20 protein-coding genes and 1 other RNA gene are annotated in these 23,263 nt (G+C 35.3%); 8 read left to right on the top strand and 13 right to left on the bottom strand.

All coding sequences use genetic code 11. From position 1 onward, the window contains the following. On the top strand, positions 1 to 277 hold a 277-nt coding region (locus B6D18_RS12595), incomplete at its 5' end, for a hypothetical protein (protein ID WP_158092535.1). A 95-nt stretch (positions 278 to 372) separates the two neighbouring features. Beyond that, complete coding sequence (locus tag B6D18_RS06525; protein ID WP_086363707.1) at positions 373 to 1,164, top strand: hypothetical protein; 792 nt, start codon at positions 373 to 375, stop codon at positions 1,162 to 1,164. A gap of 544 nt (positions 1,165 to 1,708) precedes the next feature. Here B6D18_RS06525 and glmS read toward each other — a convergent pair. Both glmS and glmU read right to left on the bottom strand, forming a co-directional pair. Next, positions 1,709 to 3,541, bottom strand: a complete 1,833-nt coding sequence (glmS, locus tag B6D18_RS06520) for a glutamine--fructose-6-phosphate transaminase (isomerizing) (protein ID WP_086363706.1) — start codon at positions 3,539 to 3,541, stop codon at positions 1,709 to 1,711. Between the two features lie 3 nt (positions 3,542 to 3,544). After that, entirely contained in the window at positions 3,545 to 4,927 is a 1,383-nt protein-coding gene (gene glmU / locus B6D18_RS06515; protein ID WP_086363705.1) for a bifunctional UDP-N-acetylglucosamine diphosphorylase/glucosamine-1-phosphate N-acetyltransferase GlmU, read from the bottom strand. 147 nt (positions 4,928 to 5,074) lie between these two features. Here glmU and hemG point away from each other — a divergent pair, with 147 nt between their 5' ends. Beyond that, positions 5,075 to 5,611, top strand: a complete 537-nt coding sequence (gene hemG / locus B6D18_RS06510) for a menaquinone-dependent protoporphyrinogen IX dehydrogenase (RefSeq protein ID WP_086363709.1) — start codon at positions 5,075 to 5,077, stop codon at positions 5,609 to 5,611. 154 nt (positions 5,612 to 5,765) lie between these two features. Then, positions 5,766 to 7,589: a ribosome-dependent GTPase TypA gene (gene typA, locus B6D18_RS06505; protein ID WP_086363704.1), complete on the top strand. Its 1,824-nt coding sequence runs from the start codon at positions 5,766 to 5,768 to the stop codon at positions 7,587 to 7,589. A 57-nt stretch (positions 7,590 to 7,646) separates the two neighbouring features. Here the strand turns inward: typA and B6D18_RS06500 are convergent, their stop codons facing one another. Continuing rightward, a complete protein-coding gene (locus tag B6D18_RS06500; protein ID WP_086363703.1) occupies positions 7,647 to 8,045 on the bottom strand; it encodes an RnfABCDGE type electron transport complex subunit B in 399 nt (132 codons plus the stop codon). Between the two features lie 14 nt (positions 8,046 to 8,059). Further along, positions 8,060 to 9,760: a formate--tetrahydrofolate ligase gene (locus B6D18_RS06495; RefSeq protein WP_086363702.1), complete on the bottom strand. Its 1,701-nt coding sequence runs from the start codon at positions 9,758 to 9,760 to the stop codon at positions 8,060 to 8,062. A gap of 150 nt (positions 9,761 to 9,910) precedes the next feature. Between B6D18_RS06495 and sohB the strand changes: the two genes are divergently transcribed. Then, positions 9,911 to 10,999 (top strand): protease SohB, encoded by a 1,089-nt coding sequence (sohB, locus tag B6D18_RS06490; RefSeq protein WP_086363701.1) that lies wholly within the window; start codon positions 9,911 to 9,913, stop codon positions 10,997 to 10,999. Positions 11,000 to 11,853: 854 nt separating this feature from the next. On the opposite strand, the gene B6D18_RS06485 is transcribed toward sohB, so the two are convergent. Further along, positions 11,854 to 12,549 carry a hypothetical protein gene (locus B6D18_RS06485; RefSeq protein WP_086363700.1) on the bottom strand — a complete coding sequence of 232 codons (696 nt, stop codon included), beginning with the start codon at positions 12,547 to 12,549 and terminating at the stop codon, positions 11,854 to 11,856. Positions 12,550 to 12,752: 203 nt separating this feature from the next. On the opposite strand from B6D18_RS06485, the gene rnr reads away from it, so the two are divergent. Genes rnr through B6D18_RS06470 form a run of 3 tightly spaced genes read left to right on the top strand, consistent with a single transcriptional unit; the run spans position 12,753 to position 16,592 of the window. Next, positions 12,753 to 15,206: a ribonuclease R gene (gene rnr / locus B6D18_RS06480; RefSeq protein WP_086363699.1), complete on the top strand. Its 2,454-nt coding sequence runs from the start codon at positions 12,753 to 12,755 to the stop codon at positions 15,204 to 15,206. 3 nt (positions 15,207 to 15,209) lie between these two features. Next, positions 15,210 to 15,962 carry a 23S rRNA (guanosine(2251)-2'-O)-methyltransferase RlmB gene (rlmB, locus tag B6D18_RS06475; RefSeq protein WP_086363698.1) on the top strand — a complete coding sequence of 251 codons (753 nt, stop codon included), beginning with the start codon at positions 15,210 to 15,212 and terminating at the stop codon, positions 15,960 to 15,962. Between the two features lie 27 nt (positions 15,963 to 15,989). Further along, complete coding sequence (locus tag B6D18_RS06470) at positions 15,990 to 16,592, top strand: hypothetical protein (protein WP_144063959.1); 603 nt, start codon at positions 15,990 to 15,992, stop codon at positions 16,590 to 16,592. Positions 16,593 to 16,641: 49 nt separating this feature from the next. On the opposite strand, the gene B6D18_RS06465 is transcribed toward B6D18_RS06470, so the two are convergent. From B6D18_RS06465 to epmA, 8 genes are all read right to left on the bottom strand, one after another. Then, on the bottom strand, positions 16,642 to 17,187 hold the full coding sequence (locus B6D18_RS06465; RefSeq protein ID WP_086363696.1) for a 5-formyltetrahydrofolate cyclo-ligase: 546 nt from the start codon (positions 17,185 to 17,187) through the stop codon (positions 16,642 to 16,644). 28 nt (positions 17,188 to 17,215) lie between these two features. Beyond that, a non-coding RNA gene (gene ssrS / locus B6D18_RS06460) (6S RNA) lies at positions 17,216 to 17,398 on the bottom strand. A gap of 65 nt (positions 17,399 to 17,463) precedes the next feature. After that, positions 17,464 to 17,748, bottom strand: coding sequence for a cell division protein ZapA (gene zapA / locus B6D18_RS06455; RefSeq protein ID WP_086363695.1), 285 nt, complete (start codon positions 17,746 to 17,748; stop codon positions 17,464 to 17,466). 7 nt (positions 17,749 to 17,755) lie between these two features. Beyond that, on the bottom strand, positions 17,756 to 19,618 hold the full coding sequence (gene dxs / locus B6D18_RS06450; RefSeq protein ID WP_371328879.1) for a 1-deoxy-D-xylulose-5-phosphate synthase: 1,863 nt from the start codon (positions 19,616 to 19,618) through the stop codon (positions 17,756 to 17,758). Between the two features lie 15 nt (positions 19,619 to 19,633). Further along, positions 19,634 to 20,503 carry a (2E,6E)-farnesyl diphosphate synthase gene (ispA, locus tag B6D18_RS06445; protein WP_086363693.1) on the bottom strand — a complete coding sequence of 290 codons (870 nt, stop codon included), beginning with the start codon at positions 20,501 to 20,503 and terminating at the stop codon, positions 19,634 to 19,636. Continuing rightward, positions 20,496 to 20,741 (bottom strand): exodeoxyribonuclease VII small subunit, encoded by a 246-nt coding sequence (gene xseB, locus B6D18_RS06440; protein ID WP_065614071.1) that lies wholly within the window; start codon positions 20,739 to 20,741, stop codon positions 20,496 to 20,498. Before xseB ends, ispA begins: the two co-directional genes overlap by 8 nt. A 118-nt stretch (positions 20,742 to 20,859) precedes the next feature. Further along, entirely contained in the window at positions 20,860 to 22,233 is a 1,374-nt protein-coding gene (gene rmuC, locus B6D18_RS06435) for a DNA recombination protein RmuC (RefSeq protein WP_086363692.1), read from the bottom strand. A 2-nt stretch (positions 22,234 to 22,235) separates the two neighbouring features. Beyond that, a complete protein-coding gene (gene epmA / locus B6D18_RS06430; protein WP_216818884.1) occupies positions 22,236 to 23,210 on the bottom strand; it encodes an elongation factor P--(R)-beta-lysine ligase in 975 nt (324 codons plus the stop codon). Between the last annotated feature and the right edge of the window lie 53 nt (positions 23,211 to 23,263).

The raw sequence follows: 23,263 nt of genomic DNA, 5'->3' as shown, positions 1-23,263 counted from the left end.
TCAAAATTTAGCTAAATTAATTAAGAGTGAAAATGTTGAAGACCCAGAACTTTTTTCATCAGATGAAACCAGCAATGAAATAATAGAATATATATATGATGATGAAAATAGAATAATTCAAACAAAACAATCGATGTATTTAGCTGAGACCAAAAACAGAATTAATATGGATTGTTTTTTCATCAACCATAACAAGTATGGTGATTGGACAAAAGGTTATTGTTCCGCAAACAAAAAAAATCTAGGCGATTTTAAGAGAGAAATAGAATATTGGTAATTATATTAAAATGAATATTATCCTTTACTATATTTAATTAAAAATTTCTTTATGATAAAAATAGTAAAGATATTAATAATAAAAAGAGAATATAGATGAAAAACCTTTTGTTAGTAGTATGCTGTTTTTTTAATTTTTATGCCTTTGCATCCGTTGATGATGAACGTAACCATATTCGTATTACTAATAATTATCTCTTTCTTCTTTTTCCTGAGTATATTCCGCATTCTGTTCCTATAAAAAAACAAGAATTACTTCTTAAAAATATCCAACCAACATCTTCTGTCAGTAATTTAGAAATATATTCAGATGATAATGGTCTTATTATAGAAGAGTCTGCTCGTGATAAAAAAGGTCTGATTATGGATTATAAGATGCAAGTTTTAACACGAAATGAAAAAGGAACTTTCGTTAATTATTCAGTGCAGTTTGATGATCAAAAAAACGTTACTGAAATTAAAGATTCAAACCAAAAAATAACTTCTTATTATAAATATGATGAACAAGGAAAATTGATTTCTTCAAATGAAAATGTAGATGGGAAAAATTACATAGGCACTTATTTATATGATAAAAACAATAATCTTATTCAGCATAACGAGCGAGAAATCGAAACTATTAGGTCCAAAACAATACTTACTTTTCTGTCAACAAATTTATATTATTATGATGATGAAAATAGATTGGTTTCTTCCATTTCAAAACAGGAGGATCCATTATTAAATGGAAAAACGGCATCGTTACCAAAAGATATCAATGAGTCTAAGTATCGAACATCTACTTGTTACTATAGTCAATATAATGAACACGGTGATTGGACTTTTAGCCAATGTTTTAACGGTGATAGTGAATTAGATATGTCTATAACACGAAAATTAGAATATTAGTATGTATAAGGCAAAAAACTGATAGCGATGGAGCTAAGTTTTACTAGTTATTATACGTATGCTGAAGTAGATGGAGAGCTGTTTAATAAATATATAATTTTTTATATGTCACAAACGTCTCATTATTCTGAATCGATAAATTCGTAAGAAATAAATATTCATATCGTGGCGATAAAAAGTAAACATTTTGATACTCCTAATTTTTTAGTACCCAGACTCTTTTCTTGCAGATCAAATGATAATCAAATTCTTATTTGTTAACGGAGTTATTACCTATAGAGTGGAAAAAATACCTAACAAGAACCTTATGTCTAAGTTAAAAACTGATGATAAGAAAATAATTAATTTTTCTATGATGATAAAATAAGAGAAAATAATTTTATATGCTAATTAGATCAATCCTGAATTATTATCTATTAAATTCAGACCTTTTATCAATTTAAGACGATAATCTTTGTCTTTATCCAATTGATTTAATGTGAGAACTCTAATTTTGATGATGATACCAAAATATACATTAAGTCCTCACATTTGATCTAATAAATTACTCTACTGTCACCGATTTTGCTAGGTTACGAGGTTGGTCGACATCGGTACCTTTAATTAGGGCGACATGGTAAGCAAGTAATTGCGTCGGTACGGTGTAGTAGATTGGTGCAGTAAGTTCTTCAATATGGGGTAAGTTGATAATATGCATAGTATCGTCGCTAACAAAACCAGCATCTTGCTCAGCAAACACATAAAGTTGACCACCACGGGCACGCACTTCTTCAATATTGGCTTTGAGTTTTTCAAGTAAGTCATTCGTCGGCGCCATAACAATAACTGGCATATCTGCATCAATCAACGCTAAAGGCCCATGTTTTAATTCACCAGCTGCATAAGCTTCGGCATGAATATAGGAGATTTCTTTTAGCTTTAATGATGCTTCTATAGCGATTGGATATTCGTCGCCACGACCTAAAAATAGTGCATGATGTTTATCGACAAAATGACCAGCCAGTTTTTTGATTACAGGTTCGGCCATTAATACTTGTTCTATACGGTTTGGTAAAGTTTGTAATGCATGGACGATTGCTTGTTCAGTGATTTCTGCCATATCATTAAGTCGGCCTAACTTTGCCACTAACAGTAATAATACCGTCAATTGTGTGGTAAATGCTTTGGTTGAGGCGACACCAATTTCAACGCCCGCTTTGGTTAGTAAAACCAAATCAGCTTCCCGAACTAAAGTTGACGCTGCTACATTACATACCGCAAGAGTGCTTAGGTAATTGTTCTGTTTAGCTAAGCGTAAAGCAGCAAGGGTATCGGCAGTTTCCCCCGATTGTGATAGGGTAATAAATAAACTGTTTTTGCGACGAGCAGGTTTTCGATAACGGAATTCCGAGGCAATTTCCACATCACAAGGAATGCCAGCTAAGGATTCAAACCAATAACGAGCAACCATGCCTGCATTATAAGCTGTGCCACAAGCAACAATTTGGATGTGTTCAACTTGCTTGAGAATATTTTCAGCATTTGGGCCTAGTTCTGATAAATTGACTTTGCCATGAGCCATGCGACCTTCTAAGGTATTTTTAATCGCATTCGGCTGTTCATAAATCTCTTTTTGCATGTAATGGTTAAAACCTGCTTTGCTGCCAGCATCATATTTGGCATCTGATTCAATGCAAGAGCGATTTATTTGATTAAAATTTTTGTCATAAATCGTCACTGAACGTTGAGTGACAAGCGCTATATCACCTTCTTCTAAGAAGATAAACTGCCGAGTTACCGGTAATAAAGCCAGTTGATCTGAGGCAATAAAGTTTTCGCCAATGCCACAACCAATAACAAGTGGGCTACCAGAACGTGCGGCAACTAGGATATCAGGATTTCGAGTGTCCATAATTACTGTACCATAAGCACCTCGTAAAAGTGGAATTGCTTTTTGCACAGCTTCTAATAAGGAACACTCTTCAGTGCTGATGATGTCATGAATTAAGTGGGCAATGACTTCAGTATCTGTTTCTGAACGGAATTGGTAACCTTTCGCGATAAGTTTTTCACGAAGTGGTTCGAAATTTTCGATAATTCCATTATGCACAACGGCAATAAAGTCGGATATATGTGGGTGCGCATTATGTTCAACTGGTTCACCATGTGTTGCCCAGCGAGTGTGGGCTATACCGGTTGAACCGGCAACTGGTTGTTTGTTTACCGCATCTTTAAGCGCTTGTACTTTTCCTACCCGCCTTATTCGTTGTAATTCACCTGTTGGTGAAATAATAGCAAGTCCGGCAGAATCATAACCACGATATTCTAATCTCTTAAGTCCTTCTAATAAAATATCTGCCACATCACGCTTAGCGATTGCACCTACAATACCACACATCGTTTATCCCTCTTTCGATTTCGTTGGTCTTTTCCAACCCGCAAGTTGTTTTTGTTTTACACGACTAACCACTAATTCATTGTCGTTAACATCGTTAGTAACTGTTGTGCCAGCCGCAATAGTTGCTCCTTTACCTATTTTGACTGGGGCAATAAGCTGGCTGTCAGATCCAACAAAAACATCATCTTCGATAACTGTTTTAAATTTATTAGCACCATCATAATTACAGGTAATTGTGCCAGCACCAATGTTGACATTACTGCCAATTTCACTGTCACCTAAATAACTTAAATGTCCAGCTTTGGTTGCGTGGCCAAGATGAGCTTTTTTCAATTCAACAAAATTACCAACGTGGGCATGATCATCTAGTTTGCTGCCAGGCCTTATTCTGGCAAATGGTCCGATAGTACAGTGCTGAGCAATAATCGAATCTTCAATCACCGAGTATGGACTAATTTCGCTGTTATCGGCGATGGTACAGTTTTTCAAAATACAGCCTGCACCAATAACGACATTATTTCCTAAAGTCACATCGCCATAAATAATCACATTTGTATCAATGATGACATCTTTACCATGATTTAATTTTCCACGTAGATCAAAACGGGTTGGATCAAGTAAGGTTACTCCAGCAAGTAACAATTGCTCGGCTTGATACTGTTGATAATGGCGCTCTAAAGTTGCTAACTGTAATCGATTATTGACACCTTCAACTTCAAATTGCTTTATTGGATGTGAAGTTAAAATTTCATAACCATCTTGATGTGCAAAGGCAATAATATCGGTTAAATAATACTCTTTTTGCGCGTTGTTATTGGTTAAACGAGCTAACCACTGTTTAAGTAATTTGCCTGTAACTAGCATAATACCAGTATTAATTTCGGTGATTTTTTGCTGTTCGGCATTGGCATCTTTTTGTTCAACGATAGCCACAACTTTACCATCTTTGCGTTCGATTCGACCATAGCCAGTTGGGTCATCTAAAATCACTGTTAATAAGGCAATACCTTGTTTGGGTTTACTAGCAATAAGATTTTGCAAAGTTTCAACTGAGATAAGTGGCGTATCACCATATAAAATCAAGATATCTTCATCATCTTGAATGTAAGGGATAGCTTGTTGAACCGCATGTCCTGTCCCTAATTGTTCTGCTTGATAAACAAGTTGCACTAGCTGATTTTGTAACGATTTTTCAAGTTCGTTTTTGCCATGCCCATAAACAATGTTGATGCGATTAGTATTAAGTTGTTGAACTGTATCAATAACATGTTGTAACATCGGCTTACCACCGATTTTATGTAAAACTTTAGGTAGGTTGGAATACATCCGTGTGCCTTTTCCTGCCGCCAAAATAATAGCACTACGTTTTGGAGGTGAAATTGCCATAATCAGTTCCGGTCTGGTTAAATAAGGCTAATACTATAATCAAAGTTTTCCATGAAATCACCCCGAAATTGTTAATTTTTATCCTAAAAAAAGAATTATTGATATTTACCAAGAGTTTTAATAAAAGGGAGCATTGTTATGAATAGCATTATCAAGGTTTTATTGCTTTATACCACTCACGAAAAGCAAACCCTTAAAATTATGCAGCGAATAAAAACACAGCTTGCTGGTAAATGTGATTGTGATTTGATTGAGTTACTACCAAATAGCCACATAGATTTTGCTAGTTACCAAGCAGTATTGATTGGGGGGTCTATTCGCTATGGTTTTTATAGTAAAACCATGAAAAAATTTATTGATGCTAACTCTCTGCAATTAAACACACTCAAATCTGGCTTTTTTGGCGTGAATATGGTGGCAAGAAAACCGAATAAAAATACCCCTGAAACGAATATATATACTAAAAAATTATTAGCTAAAATTGCATGGCAACCAACGATTAAAGCGGTATTTGCTGGAGCACTTTATTATCCAAAATATAATTGGTTTGATCGTAATATGATTCGTTTTATTATGTGGTTAGGTAAAGGTGATACCGATGTGACTAAAGAAGTGATTGAGTACACAAATTGGGACAAAGTAGATGAGTTTGCTCATCAATTTGCGACACTTATCAATGAGTAATCTTAGTTATTTCTATAAAATAAGTCAGTATTCTCGTTAAATATCAAGTCTTAAAGTTCCTTTTAAGAAACTTTGTGATATAGATCAACATTTTTACTAAAAAGGTGTACAATATTGCGCCTAAAGAATTTATCTCCTAATTGGGATTTTAATTGTGATTGAAAATTTAAGAAATATAGCCATTATTGCTCACGTTGACCATGGTAAAACAACCTTGGTTGATAAATTATTAAAACAGTCTGGTACGCTTGATAATTTACGTGGCGACGACAATGAAAGAATAATGGACTCTAATGCGCTAGAAAAAGAGCGTGGTATTACTATTTTAGCTAAAAATACGGCTATCGATTGGAATGGTTATCGTATTAATATTGTTGATACTCCAGGACATGCCGATTTTGGTGGTGAAGTTGAACGTGTAATGTCGATGGTTGATTCGGTATTATTGCTAGTTGATGCAATGGACGGACCAATGCCACAAACACGTTTTGTTACTCAAAAAGCGTTTGCTCATGGTTTAAAACCGATTGTAGTTATCAATAAGGTTGACCGTCCTGGCGCTCGTCCTGATTGGGTTGTGGATCAAGTATTCGATTTATTTGTAAATCTAGGTGCAACTGATGAACAGCTTGATTTCCCAATTGTTTATGCATCAGCATTAATGGGATTTGCAGGACTTGATCATGAAGATATGGCTGAAGATATGACGCCATTATTTGAAGCAATTGTTGAACATGTTGAGCCACCAGCGGTTGACTTAGATGGTCCTTTCCAAATGCAAATTTCACAACTTGATTATAATAACTATGTTGGTGTTATTGGTATTGGCCGTATTAAACGGGGTCGTGTTAAACCAAACCAACAAGTCACTATTGTTGACAGTGAAGGTAATAAACGCACTGGTAAAGTAGGCCAAGTATTAGGTCATTTAGGTTTACAACGTTATGAAGCTGAAGTTGCTGAAGCGGGTGATATTATTGCAATCACTGGTTTAGGCGAACTCGGTATCTCTGATACAATTTGTGATAATAGTTGCGTTGAAGCATTACCAGCATTGAGTGTTGATGAACCAACTGTTACCATGTTCTTTAATGTTAATAGCTCACCATTTGCTGGCAAAGAAGGTAAATATGTGACTTCACGTCAAATTCTTGAGCGTTTAAACAAAGAATTGGTACACAATGTGGCATTGCGTGTTGAAGAAACTCCTGACCCAGATGCATTTAAAGTTTCTGGTCGTGGTGAATTACATTTATCAGTGCTTATTGAAAATATGCGTCGTGAAGGTTATGAGCTTGGGGTATCACGTCCTAAAGTTATCTTTAAAGAGATCGATGGCAAAAAACAAGAGCCTTTCGAACAAGTTACTTTAGATATTGAAGAACAGCACCAAGGTTCTGTGATGGAAGCTTTAGGTTTACGTAAAGGTGATTTAACCAATATGTTACCTGATGGTAAAGGACGTGTACGTTTAGATTATGTTATTCCAAGTCGTGGTCTTATTGGTTTTAGAACTGAATTTATGACGATGACCTCAGGTACTGGTTTACTTTACTCAACATTTAGCCATTATGATGATGTTCGTCCAGGTGAAATCGGCCAACGTAATAATGGTGTAATGATTTCGAATGGTACAGGTAAAGCGTTAGCTTATGCACTTTATAGCTTACAAGATCGCGGTAAATTATTCCTTGGTCATGGTGCTGAAGTGTATGAAGGACAAATTATTGGTATTCATACCCGTTCAAATGATTTAACAGTTAACTGCTTAACGGGTAAAAAATTAACTAACATGCGAGCATCGGGTACTGATGAAGCGACTACGCTTTCACCACCAGTTAAAATGACATTAGAACAAGCATTAGAATTTATTGATGATGATGAATTAGTAGAAGTTACACCATTATCTGTACGTTTGCGTAAACGTCATTTAACTGAAAATGATCGTAAACGAGCATTCAGAAGCAATAAAGAGTAATGTCAGTAAAACTAGCAAGTTTTAACTTGTTAGTTTAAATTAGAAATGAAAACCTCGCTAATTAGCGAGGTTTTTTTTGGCTTTCACTCTGGCGATAGCATCGGCAATTGATTGCTTGCGATCTTTTTGTGTAGTCGCATTACTATTGCTTATTGGCATCGATCTAGGGAATAAAATAGTTGGTGGTACCAGTTGATTGTGACTTAATCGTTGCTGTTTTTTTTGCGTTAACAGTAACTCTTCCTGTTCATTTAAGGCAACACCTAGTGTACTTAAGGTAATACAGTCAGTTGGACAAGTATTAATACAATTACTACAGGATGTACAATATTGTGGCAATATTGTATGTAATACTTGTTTGCTCCCTACAATAGCATCAGTTGGACAAACGCGTATACATTTGCCACAACCAATACAATTTTCTTCATCAATTAACGCTTTATATTGTGTTTGCATAATAATTTTTTAAATTAACTTAAACCAACAATATTACCATCTTTGTCAATATCGATATTTCGATAAGCCGGATTAGTACCAAGTCCAGGCATTGTCATCACATTACCTGCATAAACCCGAATAAAACCAGCACCGGCAGATATTGCTAAATGGCTGATATCAACATCAAAATCGGTTGGCACATTTTTTAAGTTTGCATCAGCACTAATTGACATTGGTGTTTTCGCGATACAAAGTGGTAAGTGATCTAATTTTAATGCTTCGATTTCTTTAATGTTTTTAAGCGCTGTGCCTGATAAATTAGCTTTATTTGCACCATATTTTTTTACCATTGTTTGGATTTTATCTATTAATGGCATACTGTCAGGATAAGGTAACTTGATTTCACTTGGCATATCACACGCTTTAATCACATGTTTGGCAAGTTTTTCTGCACCTTTACCACCTTGAGTAAATACTTCACTGACTTCACAAGCAAATGCACCGTGTTCAATGGCGTATTTTTGTAAAAATGCTAATTCTTCTTCACTATCATGTGGGAATCGATTGATTGCGACAATCACTTGTAAACCATAACTTTTAGCATTATTGATATGCCACGCTAAATTAGCTGCACCAATTTCAAGTAATTCTACATTAGATTCTGAAATCTCTTTTGGTATGGCTTGTCCTGGTTTGATATTATATTTACCACTATTGGATTTTAAGCTACGCACAGTTGCAACAAGCACTACACAAGATGCCTTGATACCAGCTTGACGATATTTAATATTAAAGAATTTTTCCATTCCCATGTCTGAGCCGAATCCTGCTTCGGTTATAACATAGTCAGCTAATTGCATAGCAATGCGGTCTGCAATTACAGATGAATTACCATGAGCAATATTGGCAAATGGGCCTGCATGGATTAATACAGGTGTATTTTCCACTGTTTGCATAAGGTTTGGATTAATGGCATTTTTAAGCAGAACGGTCATTGCCCCAGCAACTTCAAGTTGTTCAGCAGTAATTGGTTCACCACTAGTGTTATAGGCTAAAATAATTCGTCCAATTCGTGCGCGCATATCATGTAGATCAGATGCTAACGCTAAAATTGCCATAAGCTCTGATGCAGCGGTAATTTCAAAGCCATCTCGGCGTTCAACACCGTTAACACCACCACCGACACCAACAGTAATATTTCGTAGCGCACGGTCATTGTGATCGATGACTCGTTTCCAGACAATACGGTTTATATCGATATTTAGACGAGGCAAACCTGTTTGTGCTGTAAATTCCTCACCCAGACGTTCTTCATGGTAAAGTCGAGAATCTAATGCTGTTGAAGCCAGATCATGGGCTGCAGTTATAGCGTGGATATCGCCAGTAAGATGAAGATTTAATGTTTCCATTGGTAATACTTCAGCCTGTCCCCCACCTGCTGCACCACCTTTAACGCCAAACACTGGCCCTAAACTAGGTTGACGAATACAAGCGATAGCAGATTTTCCCAAATAATTTAAACCTTCACTTAATCCAATAGTATTTACGGTTTTTCCTTCACCGAGTGGCGTTGGGGTTATTGCTGTCACTAATACTAATTTACCTTGAGCTTTATTTTGATTTGCTTTAATAATAGATAAATCAATTTTAGCGACATATTTACCATGAGGCAGCACATATTCATCAGGGATATTACATTGTTTTGCGATTTCAGTTATTGGACGTAAAGGCATACTCGTTCTCGTATTAAATTAAACAGGTTGTCAGTATAAAGAATTTAAAATGCCGAATAAAGCAACAATTTTATCTTTATTGATTTTCGGCACAATCTTTAATTATATTGTTATAATGGGCAAATTTTTAAACTATAGGATAATTGTCAAATGAATTGGTTTTCACAGTATTCACTTTTCTTGGCTGAAACAGTAACTGTTGTTGTTGCTATTCTAGCAATATTAATATTTATTTTATGTCAGCGTCGAAAATCATCCACAGTTGCTGGGCGAATGTCAGTCAAAGATATAAGTAAAGAGTATGAACAAGCTAAAGATGAAATGTTAATGTCTAGTATGGACGAGACCGAAGCCAAACAATTCACTAAAAATCTGAAAAAACAGAAAAAACTTGAAAAGAAACAGGCTAAACAAACAGCTAAACTAAATAAGAAACAAACCGATAATGCGTCGTCGGACGATACTGTAAAATTATCCGAGACAACATCAGCTTTACAGACAAAACCTAAACTGTTTGTTCTATCATTCAATGGTAGTATGGATGCGCATGAAGTAGAAGAGTTGCGCCAAGAAATTACTGCCGTATTAGCTATCATCAAACCAGAAGATGAAGTTGTGGTAAAACTTGAAAGCCCTGGTGGGGTAGTGCATGGTTATGGGTTGGCCGCTTCGCAATTATTACGCTTTAGAACACGAAATATTCCTTTTACTGCGGTGGTAGATAAAGTTGCAGCCAGTGGCGGCTATATGATGGCATGTACAGCCAACAAAATAGTTGCAGCACCATTTGCTATTGTTGGTTCAATTGGGGTAGTTGCGCAAATTCCTAACTTTAATCGATTACTTAAAAAACATGATGTCGATATTGAATTGCAAACAGCAGGTGAATACAAGCGAACTTTAACCATGTTTGGTGAAAACACCGATGAAGGTCGCCAAAAATTTAAACAAGAATTAGAAGAGACCCATCTATTATTTAAAGACTTTGTAAAAGAGTATCGTCCTAATATTGATATTGAACAGATTGCTACAGGAGAACATTGGTTTGCAACACAGGCTAAAGAAAAGGGCTTAGTCGACGAAATTAGTACCAGTGATGATTTTATCTTATCGCATCTAGACACGCATAAAATCATAGCAGTTAACTATCAACGTAAACAAAAGCTATCGGAAAAACTCTCGAAAAATGTTGTAAAAGGTATGGAAAGATTATTCTTTAGACAAGGAAACGGACTATAACAGTCCGTTTTTTGATTAAGATAAAATCAAACTGTTCGCATGCGAACAGCATAAATAACCCTACGATAATATTGTAAAAAATTAAAAAAGCATTTTAGAATGTTAATATGTGTTACATTCAACCTAACTCAATTGTTAACAAGCAATTTTAATACTTAAAATTTGCTTGTTAGCATTATTAGATAATTGCTTTTAAATGATATTTTGTCGGTATTTTACAAAAGTTAATAATTTATACATGAAAATATTTTACGTCGATTTTTTGAACTATTAGAATTTTATCTGCTGAAGAAAATCAGTTAGAAAGCAATCAAATATAATAAAAATTAAAATAACACATTGTGTTAATTAAAAAATATCGAAATACATTATAATTTTCATCACCCAATTTATCCAACCAATAACTAAAGCCGTTTAATTTAGATCATCAAGATTCACTATTTCATTTTGGTTTATTTTTTAGTAAATTTTAAGCACTTTGCTAAAATCATTTCACTGCTATTGGTTATGCCGGTAGATCTTTTTAGTGGTATTACTTATTTTACTGTTATTGACCTCTTGCCCTAGTTAAGCGTTGATCATCAAAACATCAAAGATCATTCATGATAAAGGGTCATATTGCTTTATTTACGTTTGTGAACGAAAAAGCTAACTAAGGTTGCTATCATTGTTGGCGTTGAGTGAGAGAGTCATTGAGATAGGTTTATCTACCTTAGGAGGATTAGGTTTGAAATGATAGATTAAACTATGTATTTGCCTAAAATCTCATTTTATCCTTTTTTGTTAGTATCAACTTTTACTAAAGTTAAGTATTGTTATAACAACAGCGTTAAAAAAATTATGAATATTAATAATCAATTATCTCTCTTCACTCCTCTTTTGTTTAAGTTTTGATAAAAATAGTCTGTTTTCAGCTCTGTTGAGTTTGAGTCAAAATAATAATCAGTCATTTTATTATCGGGACCCAATATATATATAAAATGCCTATCATTTAACTCATCTTTTTGATAGCCAACAGCAATAAAATGATCTTCATCTAGCCAAAAAATGGCTTCTAAAAATTGGGTTGTACCAAACCAAAGCACGATCTTTTTGGTTTTATTTTTACGATCGATTAAATAGATTTCTTGGCAATCATCATTGCCGTAAAAAATATATTTATCAGATTGGGTATCATGATCAACATTTAAAAAACTAATATATTTTTGTTTACTTGGTGAATAGTCATACATTTGTGGTATGTAAACATCATCAGTAGCAGATTCAAACCTTTGGTTATGAATACCGTGATAATTTTTATCAAATAGCCAAGAACTTTCATTTCCAGTATAAAAATTTGTTATATCTAAATGATAATAATCGAGCCAATTTTCAATTAAGGGTTTAATCTTGTCGATTGTGGCATTAGATATTTTGCTTTTATTTCTGAACGGATTTGATGCTTGATTTTGTTGCTGCAGATTAATAGAGTTTAGATTATTAGCCGCTATCGCTGTTGATAAACAGCTATTTAACCCAATAAAGGCTATAAAAACAATAATATACTTCATATGATTAACCGATCGATTAGGTGAACATACAATTAATAATTTTTAATCAGAATGTTAATTATTTAATTTTCGAAAATTATAAATTTATAATTATAGTGTAATTAAAATAATGTGTATATTGCTAATAATCGTTAGGATGTAGATTTTAAGTTAAACAACTCTATGTTATTCTAAACTCAATATTCCATCGCAGGACGTTCTATATGAAAAAAGATCCATTTTATGATCGTGAGGCGCAAAAATATGATTCGCCGATCGCCAGCCGTGAGCTGATTTTGGACTATTTAACTCAAGAAGCAAAACCAGCTAATTTAGATAAAATAGCTCAAGCAGTATCAATTAAGAATGATGAACAAAAAGAAGCATTACATCGAAGATTGCGGGCGATGGAACGTGATGGCCAAGTGGTGTTTACACGTCGTAAGTGTTATGCCTTACCGGAAAAATTCGATATGGTGAAGGGGAGTGTTATTGCCCACCGTGATGGCTTTGGTTTTTTAAGGGTAGAAGGAAAACCGGAAGATTACTTTTTATCACCTGAACAAATGAAAAAAGTATTACAGGGCGATGTTATATTAGCACAACCAATTGGAAGCCAATATCGAGGTAAAACAGAAGCACGAGTAGTGCGTATTTTAGAACCAAGAACTAATCAAATTGTTGGACGATATTTTATTGAACAAGGTGTTGGTTTTGTGGTCCCCGATGACAGTCGATTAAACTTTGATATTTTAATCGCGGGTAAACCAAATCGCACCGTAAGAATGGGGTCAGTTGTGGTTGTTGAATTACAACAACGTCCTGAGCGTCGTCAAAAAGCAGTAGGTATTATTAAAGAAGTTCTCGGTGAGATTATGGGAACCAACTTAGCAATAGATATTGCGCTACGTAATCATGAAATCCCTTACGAATTTCCTAAAGCAGTTGAAAAAGAGGTCAACAAATTTAGTGATCAAGTGCCAGAAAGCGCTAAAAAAGGACGTAAAGATCTACGAAATTTACCGTTAGTTACTATTGATGGTGAAGATGCCCGTGATTTTGATGATGCGGTTTATTGTCAAAAAAATCGTGGTGGCGGCTATCGGTTATGGGTAGCAATTGCTGATGTGAGTTATTATGTTCGTAACGGTAAAGCTTTAGATAAAGAGGCTTGCTTACGGGGTACGTCGGTTTATTTTCCATCACGAGTGGTACCAATGTTACCAGAAGTGTTATCTAATGGCCTTTGTTCTCTCAATCCACAAGTTGATCGTTTGTGTTTAGTCTGTGAAATGACGGTGTCAAATAAAGGTCGTTTAACTGGTTATCAATTTTATGAAGCTGTAATGAATTCACATGCTCGCTTAACTTATACTAAGGTTGCCAAAATTTTAGAAGGAGATAAAGAATTACGTGAACATTATCGAGAGTTAGTACCTCATCTTGAAAATCTTTATGGCTTATATAAGGTATTAGATAATTCTCGAGTTACTCGTGGCGCAATTGGATTTGAGTCAGAAGAGCCAAAATTTATTTTTAATGCAGATAAACGTATTGAGAGTATTGAATTAGTACAGCGTAATGAAGCACATAAAATTATTGAAGAATGTATGATTTTAGCCAATGTTGCTGCGGCAAAATTGGTCATTAATGCTGAGATTCCGTCTCTATTCCGCGTGCATGATAGACCTGATGAAGACCGCATGAATAATTTACGCAGTATTTTAAGTGAACTCGGTTTATCACTTGGCGGTGGTGCTAATCCAACGCCTAAAGACATTGCCAAATTAATGGGTGATGTTGAAGCAAGGCCCGATCGTGAGATGTTACAGACTGTAATTTTACGCTCAATGAAGCAAGCAATTTATGATCCCGAAAATCGTGGTCATTTTGGCCTAGCGCTTGACGAATATGCCCATTTCACTTCACCAATTCGTCGTTATCCTGATTTATTATTGCATCGAGCCATTAAATGGGTATTGGCGAATGAACAACATAAAACCAGTAAAACTGGTGGACACCGTTATACCACTAGCGAAATGCTTTATTTTGGTGAACATTGCTCAATGACTGAACGTCGTGCGGATGAAGCCGTGCGTGATGTCGTTGATTGGCTAAAATGTGACTATATGCAAGATCATGTTGGTGAGGTATTTAATGGTACTATCTCTAGTGTGGTTAATTTCGGCTTCTTTGTACGGTTAGATGACCTGTTTATTGATGGTTTAGTGCATGTTTCGTCACTGGAAAATGATTATTATATTTATGATGCATCACGTAGCCGTCTAATTGGTGAGAATACTCGCTTTAGTTATCGTTTAGGCGATAAAGTTCAAGTAAAAGTCGATAATGTTAACCCAGAAGAGCGTAAAATTGATTTTTCTTTAGTTGGCAGTAATAATAAGCCACAACGTCAAGGTAAGACAGCAAAAGATAAAGCTAATAAAGCTGATATCAATTTTGATGCTGATTTACCAGTAAAACGCAAAACTAAAAGTCCAACAGATAGCAAAAAGAAAAAAGCGAACGCCAAAGTAGCAAATAAAGCAGAAGCTAAAGTGAAAAGTAAAAAGCGCGCAAAAGCTAAAACCAAATCTAAAGCGGCTTCTAAGACTAAATCTAAATCAACATCGACATCGACATCAACATCAAGTAATAAGAGAAAAAAGAGTAATTAATAGATGAGTGAAACAGTATACGGAATCCACGCCATTGAAGCATTGTTAACGCGTGCACCAGAAAGAATTATTGAAGTTTTTATCGCTAAAGGTCGAGAGGATAAACGCTTGACTGCTCTTGTTCAAGAATTAGAACAGTTAGGTTTAGCCGTGAAAGTAACCAATAGACAATATTTAGATGAAAAATCAAATAATGGTGTTCATCAAGGTATATTAGCGATGGTTAAACCAAGCCGTGGTTATCAGGAAAATGATATACCACTATTGATGGAACAACATCCTAATCCGGTTATTTTAATTTTAGACGGTGTGACCGACCCACATAATTTAGGTGCCTGCATTCGTACCGCTGATGCTGCTGGTGTCAATTTTATTATTGTGCCAAAGGATCGCTCTGCACCACTTAACTCTACTGCGCAAAAAGTTGCTTGTGGCGCTGCAGAAAGTGTGCCGGTAGTTAGAGTTACCAATTTAGCTCGAACTATGCGGATGTTACAAGATGAATATCAAGTCTGGATAGTAGGTACTGCCGGTGAAGCAAGTAGCACACTTTATCAAACCAATTTTTATAAAAGTTCAAAAAACTTATCTCTGGCTTTAGTCATGGGGGCTGAAGGTGAAGGTATGCGCCGATTAACTAAAGAGCATTGTGATGAGTTAGTCAGTATACCTATGGCAGGAATTGTCTCTTCACTTAATGTTTCGGTAGCGACGGGTGTTTGCTTATTTGAAATTGTTAGACAAAAAAGTAGATAGTTTGAGTGATATATCATGTTAGGATTTTTGAAGAAACTTTTACCCAACCCAAAAACACAGTCTTTATCGCAACGAGACTTAAATGGTCGTAATAATGTTGGTTATCCTACCATGCAATTATCTCGTGAAATTGATAGTTTAGTTAAGTCGAAATATAGTGCAGCTAAACCTATTATTAATTTGTATAAAGATACGTTGTTTTTTAAATGGGGACCGAGTGTTTTCAATAATAAATTGTCTGATGAACAGCTTGCTAGTTTATCTGGGCGAAATGTTCAAATGGTCTATTTATTATTGTTTCGAGATATGTTGAGGCACATTGCAAGCTTTGATAAATTTAAGCACTTTGCGGATGAGTGGCCAGAACAATTTGCCCAAGAATTATTAGATAACTGTAAAATGCTTAGCGACAGTGATGATGTAGATATTGTTAAAAAGCAAGATTTGTTTGCTAATACTCAGCTTTATACCATAGATAATCCGATTGATCCAAAACATCCGGAAACTACTGAAATACCTGATTGGACTGTACCGTTAGCCGAATTAGTGATGTTAAAATCTGACATGATTTATCATTGCCATCGTCCGCTAATGGTAGCCATTCTGAAAAAGTCGAATAAGCTAAAATAACCAGTTATTTGATTAATTATAGTTTGTTTGATTTTATGATAATGCCTATTTAAGCATAAATTATTTCTGGCAATTTGATATCCCAAGGTTGATTATCAATCTTGGCCAATTTTTGGCAGGCAAATGCGAGCCCAATGGGTAAGATCTGTTGTTGTTGGTAATTAGCTAACATTCGGTCGTAATAGCCACCGCCCATTCCCATACGATAACCTCGTTCATCAAAAGCAACTAATGGTGTAAAGACGATATCAAGTTGTGCAAACGGAATGACATTATTGACATTAAGTTTTGGTTCAAAGATACCAAAATGATTTTTTGTGAGTGGCGTATTTGTGGTGTACTTTAAAAAGAGTAGGTGATTTTTACAAAATGGATGGGTAATTGGTAAATAGACTGACTTGTTTTGTTGCCATAGATATTCAATAATCGGCTTAGTATCAACTTCGCCGTCAAATGACAAAAAAATAGCGATATTTTCAGCCTGATTTAAAGCTGGATGTTTTTCAATTTTTTGATAAATAATTTGTTGCGCATTATTGCGCTGTTGTGGAGATAAATCACGTCTTTTTTGACGTATCGCTTGCCGAATATTCATTAGTTATCTATTGAAAAAGAGAATAAAGAAGCACTCCAAGATGTCGTTAGGGTCGTAACCCTTGAACCCAAGGTTCAAGGTGAATAGCATGTTTTAATTTTTAGGTTTCCTAAATATATTAGGCATACACACCAATTAAAAATCACACCACTCTAAATTAAAGAATATCGGCTCAGGGGACTAACCCTTATCCCGAGCATCTCAGAGATAGTTAATATAATACAAAATTTAGAAAATCATACAATAGTCTTTGTTGATTATTTACGTTTAAACTAACTAATTGTTGGTATTTAAAGCGGAATCAAGTAACTGCTGCAACATTTTTAATCTATTAGCAAATTCATTGCTTTTTTCTTTCTCTTTCGTTAATTCGTAAGATATATTTAATGCAGCAGTCATGATCAATTGATCACTACCAATTTGTGATGATTTTTCCCGTAAATTTGTTAAGCGCGCATCTAAATCTTTAGCCGCATTTGTAAGTGCGTCAACTTCTTCGACAGGGCAATTAAACTTTAACGTTCGCCCAAAAATCTGAACCGTGACAGCTTGAGTTTCCATATTTAACCTATTGTTTTATAAATGTATTAATTTTTTCGATTATATGTTTTGCGTTTAATCCTACTTCATTTCGCATTTCTTGTTGCGATCCTTGTGGAATAAACTCATCAGGCAATCCGATGTTTAAAATATCAGATTTTGTTTTTTTCAATAATAAAAATTCATTGACGGCGCTTCCAGCCCCACCTTTGATACTATTTTCCTCGATGGTGACAAGTATATTATGGCTTTGACTAATGTGCAAAAGGACTTTTTCATCAAGTGGTTTCACAAAACGCATGTCTATCACTGTAGCATTTATTTGCTTGGCTGCTTGTAAAACTTCAGGTAATAATGTGCCAAAATTGAGTAAAGCAATATTTTCGCCTTCTCGACAAAGTTTCGATTTTCCTAACGGTATTGGGTTTAATGGTTGTAAGCTAGCACCACTACCTTCACCACGAGGATAACGGACTGCTGATGGGCCATTATGTAAATAACCTGTATATAGCATTTGTCGACATTCGTTTTCATCACTCGGAGTCATAATGACAAGATTAGGAATACAGCGTAAAAAACTTAAATCGAAAGCACCTTGATGGGTTTCACCATCAGCACCAACAATGCCAGCCCTATCTATAGCAAACAGGACAGGTAAATTTTGGATAGCAATATCATGGATAACTTGATCATACGCTCGTTGCAAAAAAGTGGAATATATGGCTACTACTGGTTTTAATTCACTGATAGCAAAGCCAGCAGCTAGTGTTACCGCATGTTGTTCAGCAATGGCTACATCGAAAAATTGATTAGGATAGCGTTTTGCGAATTCAGTCATACCAGAACCTTCGCTCATGGCAGGGGTAATTGCCATTAAACGTTTATCATATTCGGCTATCTCACACAACCAATCACCAAATATTTTGGAATAGGTTGGTGCAACTTTCTCTGAAATCGGTAAAGTCCCTTCATTGGGATTAAATTTGGGGACACCATGCCATAGAGTCGGGTTTTTCTCGGCAGGGCCATAGCCTTTACCTTTTTGAGTAATAATGTGCAGTAGTTGTGGTCCTTTTAACTGCCTCACATTTTGCAAGGTAGCTACAAGTGTTTCGACATCATGACCATCTACTGGACCAATGTAATTGAAGCCTAATTCTTCAAATAAAATGGCTGGAGTCACTAATCCTTTTAAATGTTCTTCGGTTTTTTTGAATAATTCTTTTAATGGCGGAATATTTGAAAGGACTTTTTTACCACTTTCACGAAAAGAGGTATAAGCTTTACTTGATAAAATCTGTGCTAAATGCTGATTAAGCGCGCCGGTGTTTTCAGAAATCGACATATCGTTGTCATTAACAATGACCAACATATCAGGTTTTATATGACCAGCGTGATTCATTGCTTCAAATGCCATACCAGCGGTTAATGCTCCATCACCAATAATTGCTGCTACTTTTTGCCCTGATTGCTTTTGTTGTTCAGCAATAGCAATACCTAGCGCAGCACTGATAGATGTTGATGAATGGCCTGTAGTTAACACATCGTATTCACTTTCATGACGATGAGGAAAAGGGTGCAATCCGTCTTTTTGGCGAATAGTTAGCATCTGATCACGTCGACCAGTAAGGATTTTATGCGGATAAGCTTGATGCCCTACATCCCATATAATTTTATCAAATGGTGTGTGATAGACATAATGTAAAGCAACGGTTAATTCGACTACACCTAAACCTGAAGCTAAATGGCCACTAGATTGACTAACACTATCTAATAAAAATTGTCGTAATTCCTGACAAATCGCTGGCAATTGCGATAGCGGATAACGTTTAAGATCCGTGGGAAAATTGATTTGCTTTAATAAAGGAAATTTATCTAAATTCATTTTTATCATCTAGTTATTAGGTTAACTATTTCGATTAATAATAAAACCAGCAAGATCTTGTAATGGTTGACTATTATAAGGTATTTGTCGCAGACTATCGATAGCTTGCCGATATAACGCGTTAGTCATTTCGATTGCATTTTGTAAGCCAATTAATGCTGGATAAGTACTTTTTTCAAGTGCAATATCTGAACCTTGTGGTTTACCCATTAGTTCTTGTTCACCAATAATATCTAAGATGTCGTCTTGAATTTGAAATGCTAACCCAATAGCTTGAGCATAGTCATCTAAGATTTGATAATAGGGTTTGGCTACCTCACCACTAGCATAAGCACCAAGCCTAACTGCTGCTTGAATTAAAGCACCGGTTTTATAATTATGGATATTTTGTAAATGTTCAAGGGTTACCTTTTGTTGTTCAGCCTGTAAATCAAGTGATTGACCTAAACACATACCCACAAGACCACTGGCGTTAGCGAGTTCGCTAATCATATTAATTTTACTTTGGTTATCAATATGTTGATTCTCGCATAATAAGCTAAAAGCTAGCGATTGTAAGGCATCGCCAGCAAGAATTGCTTCTGCTTGACCAAATTGAATATGACAAGTAGGTTTACCCCGCCTGAGGTTATCATTATCCATGGCAGGTAGATCATCATGAATTAAAGAATAAGTATGCATTGATTCGATAGCTGCAGCAATGGAATCAAGTTTGTCTAAAGGACAATTAAACATCTGCCCAGTTAGATAAACTAGAATAGGGCGGATTCGTTTGCCTCCGGCAAGCAGACTGTAACTCATCGCCTGTTGCAAGTTTGAAGGGGCAAATTGCGAAATATATGTTGTTAAATAATTATCAATACGTTCTTGTAATGGTTTTGTGCTATTCATTATTATCAATTGAAAATTCAGATAATTGAGCATCACTATTTTCAGATAACAAAATTTGGATGCGTTGTTCAGCCTCATTAAGTTGTTTTTGACCTGAACGGGCTAATTTAATACCTTTTTCAAACTCATTTAAAGCTTCATCTAATGGTAAATCACCATTTTCAAGTTGAGTGACAATTGCTTCAAGTTGTTTGATAGTTTCTTCAAAACTTGCTTCTTTATCTTGTTTTTTTGCCATATCGTCCCCCTCTGTGTTAAATGAGTATACACGTATTTTTTCTGATGGTGAATTAAGATATTTAAGTTAAATTATTATATTAATTAAAACGTCATTGGCCAATGAGTTGCGATTAGTTTTATTGAGTATCGTGGCAAGATGGATAATCTTTCTGTTCACGTTCAAGTTCATCAACTGATAGTTGGGCTATATCAGGATTGATCGGTTTTTTTACTTCAACTCCTAATTCCCTGAATCGTTCTATTTGACCAACAACATTACCTCGTCCTTTAGATAGTTTGTTCATTGAATTTTGATAGGTCTGTTGTGCTTTATCTAAACAGTTACCTAGGTTTTCCATATCCTCAATAAAACCGCGAACTTTATCATATAGTTTACTTGCTCTATCAGCAATAAGTTCGGCATTACGATTTTGGTATTCAAATCGCCACAAATTATGAATTGTCCTTAATGCAACCAATAAGGTTGTAGGACTAACAATCATAATATTGTTTTTTAGAGCATCATTAATTAATGCCGGATCTTGATCAATTGCTGACAAAAAAGCTGGTTCAACTGGAATAAACATTAATACATAATCTAATGAATTGATACCAATTAATTTGTGATAATCTTTTTGGCTAAGTTGTTTTAAATGATTACGAACTGAAGCTAGATGATCGGCAATAGCCTTAGTTCTAATATCATCATCATCGCTGTTAAAATAACGTTCATAGGCAACTAAAGTAACTTTTGAATCAATGACTACATCACCTCCTTGAGGTAGATGGACAATTACATCTGGTTGTAAACGTTTATTATTTTCATTGGTTAGATTAACCTGAGTGTGATACTCATGTCCCAAGCGTAGTCCAGAGTTATCCAAAATTTGACTAAGAATGAACTCTCCCCAGTTACCTTGAGTTTTGTTATTACCTTTTAATGCATTGGTTAAATTAATGGCTTCCTTCGTCATTAATTCATTAAGTTGTTGTAAATTGCGGATTTCATGGGTGAGGGTATGACGCTCTTTGGCTTCTTGTCCAAAGCTGTCTTGCACTTGTTTTTGAAAGCCTTCTAATTGTTGTTTTAGTGGTGAAAGTAGAAAATCTAAACTTTGTTTATTTTGTTGCTCAATCTTTTTGCCACTTTGCTCAAAAATTCGATTAGCCAAATTTTCGAACTGAGTTGTTAAACGTTGTTCACTTTGTTCAAGGATGGTTTGCCGTTGCTGTGCTGCATTCATCGTCTCTTCTAAACGAGTTTGCAACTCGCTGATTTTGATATTTTGGGCGATACTTTCCTGTTGATATTGATTTAACTCCTGTTCCAACTGTATTATTTGACTGTTTAAAACTTGATTTTCTTGTTTTTTCTGATTCAGTTGTAAATCAAATAAGGCATGCAGATTATTGGCTCTAAATTGTGCTTTTAATACAGCTATTAATAAAACTATAGCGATAATAGCAATTATTATCGCTGTCCATTCACTTAAGCCTAAACTTCCAAACATGATCAAGCCCTTGTAAAAGTGAATGAAATAACATCATCTAAATTCATGGCATCAAGAGCTAGCATAATTAAGCGATCTAGTCCTACAGCAACGCCAGCACAATCAGGTAAACCCGCTTCCATAGCTGCAATTAACTCAATATCAATATTTTGTGGTGGTAAGTTTAGATTTGCCCGATCGATATTATTTTGTTCAAAACGCATCTTTTGTTCTTGTGGATTGGTTAACTCTTTAAATCCATTAGCTAGTTCTACCCCTTTATAATAAAACTCAAAACGGCTGGCGACTCGATGGTCTTCCTTACTGATCGCTGCTAAAGCTGCTTGAGAAGCAGGGAAATTATATACTGCAACAGGTTTTTCTTGACCAATATGAGGTTCGACGCCGAAACTAAATAGGCATTGTAATAAAGTGTCTCGATCATAATCATCAGTATTGAGCTCGATATTAAGCTTTTTAATCGCATCAATTAGGCTTGCTTGATCAGCTTCTAAAGGGTCAATATTTAGATGGCGTTGAAATGCTTTTTGATAAGAGATACGCTCGGCTGGTTCGCAATCTAAAATGTTTTGTAACAGATCATCGACCTCGTTAATCATTTGCATCATATCGAATTGGATACGATACCACTCTAGCATGGTAAATTCAGGATTATGATAGCGACTCACTTCTTCATGATTACGAAAGCATTTACAGATTTGATAAATAGGGCCACTGCCAGCCGCTAATAAACGCTTCATATGATATTCAGGGCTGGTGATTAATGACATTTTTTGCCCTTGTTGTTCATTAGTTTCACCAGGTCGTAAAAACAGAGTATGAAATGAACTAAGATGTACATCTGTTACTGCATATTGGCTTAAGGTTGGTGTTTCGACTTCTAATATACAGCGGTCTGCGAAAAACTGTCTTACTTGAGATAGGATTTTAGCGCGCTTAAGTAAATTATTAATTGATGCAGTAGGTTGCCAAGTCATAAAAATATCCATGAATTTTGATTAATTACTAAAAGAAGAAATAGGGCATTAAG

Origin of the sequence: Gilliamella sp. A7 (assembly GCF_002142015.1) — a bacterium.
Taxonomy (GTDB): domain Bacteria; phylum Pseudomonadota; class Gammaproteobacteria; order Enterobacterales; family Orbaceae; genus Gilliamella; species Gilliamella apis_A.
Note: the sequence above shows the minus strand (reverse complement) of the source record. Positions and strands in the feature narration are given on the sequence as shown.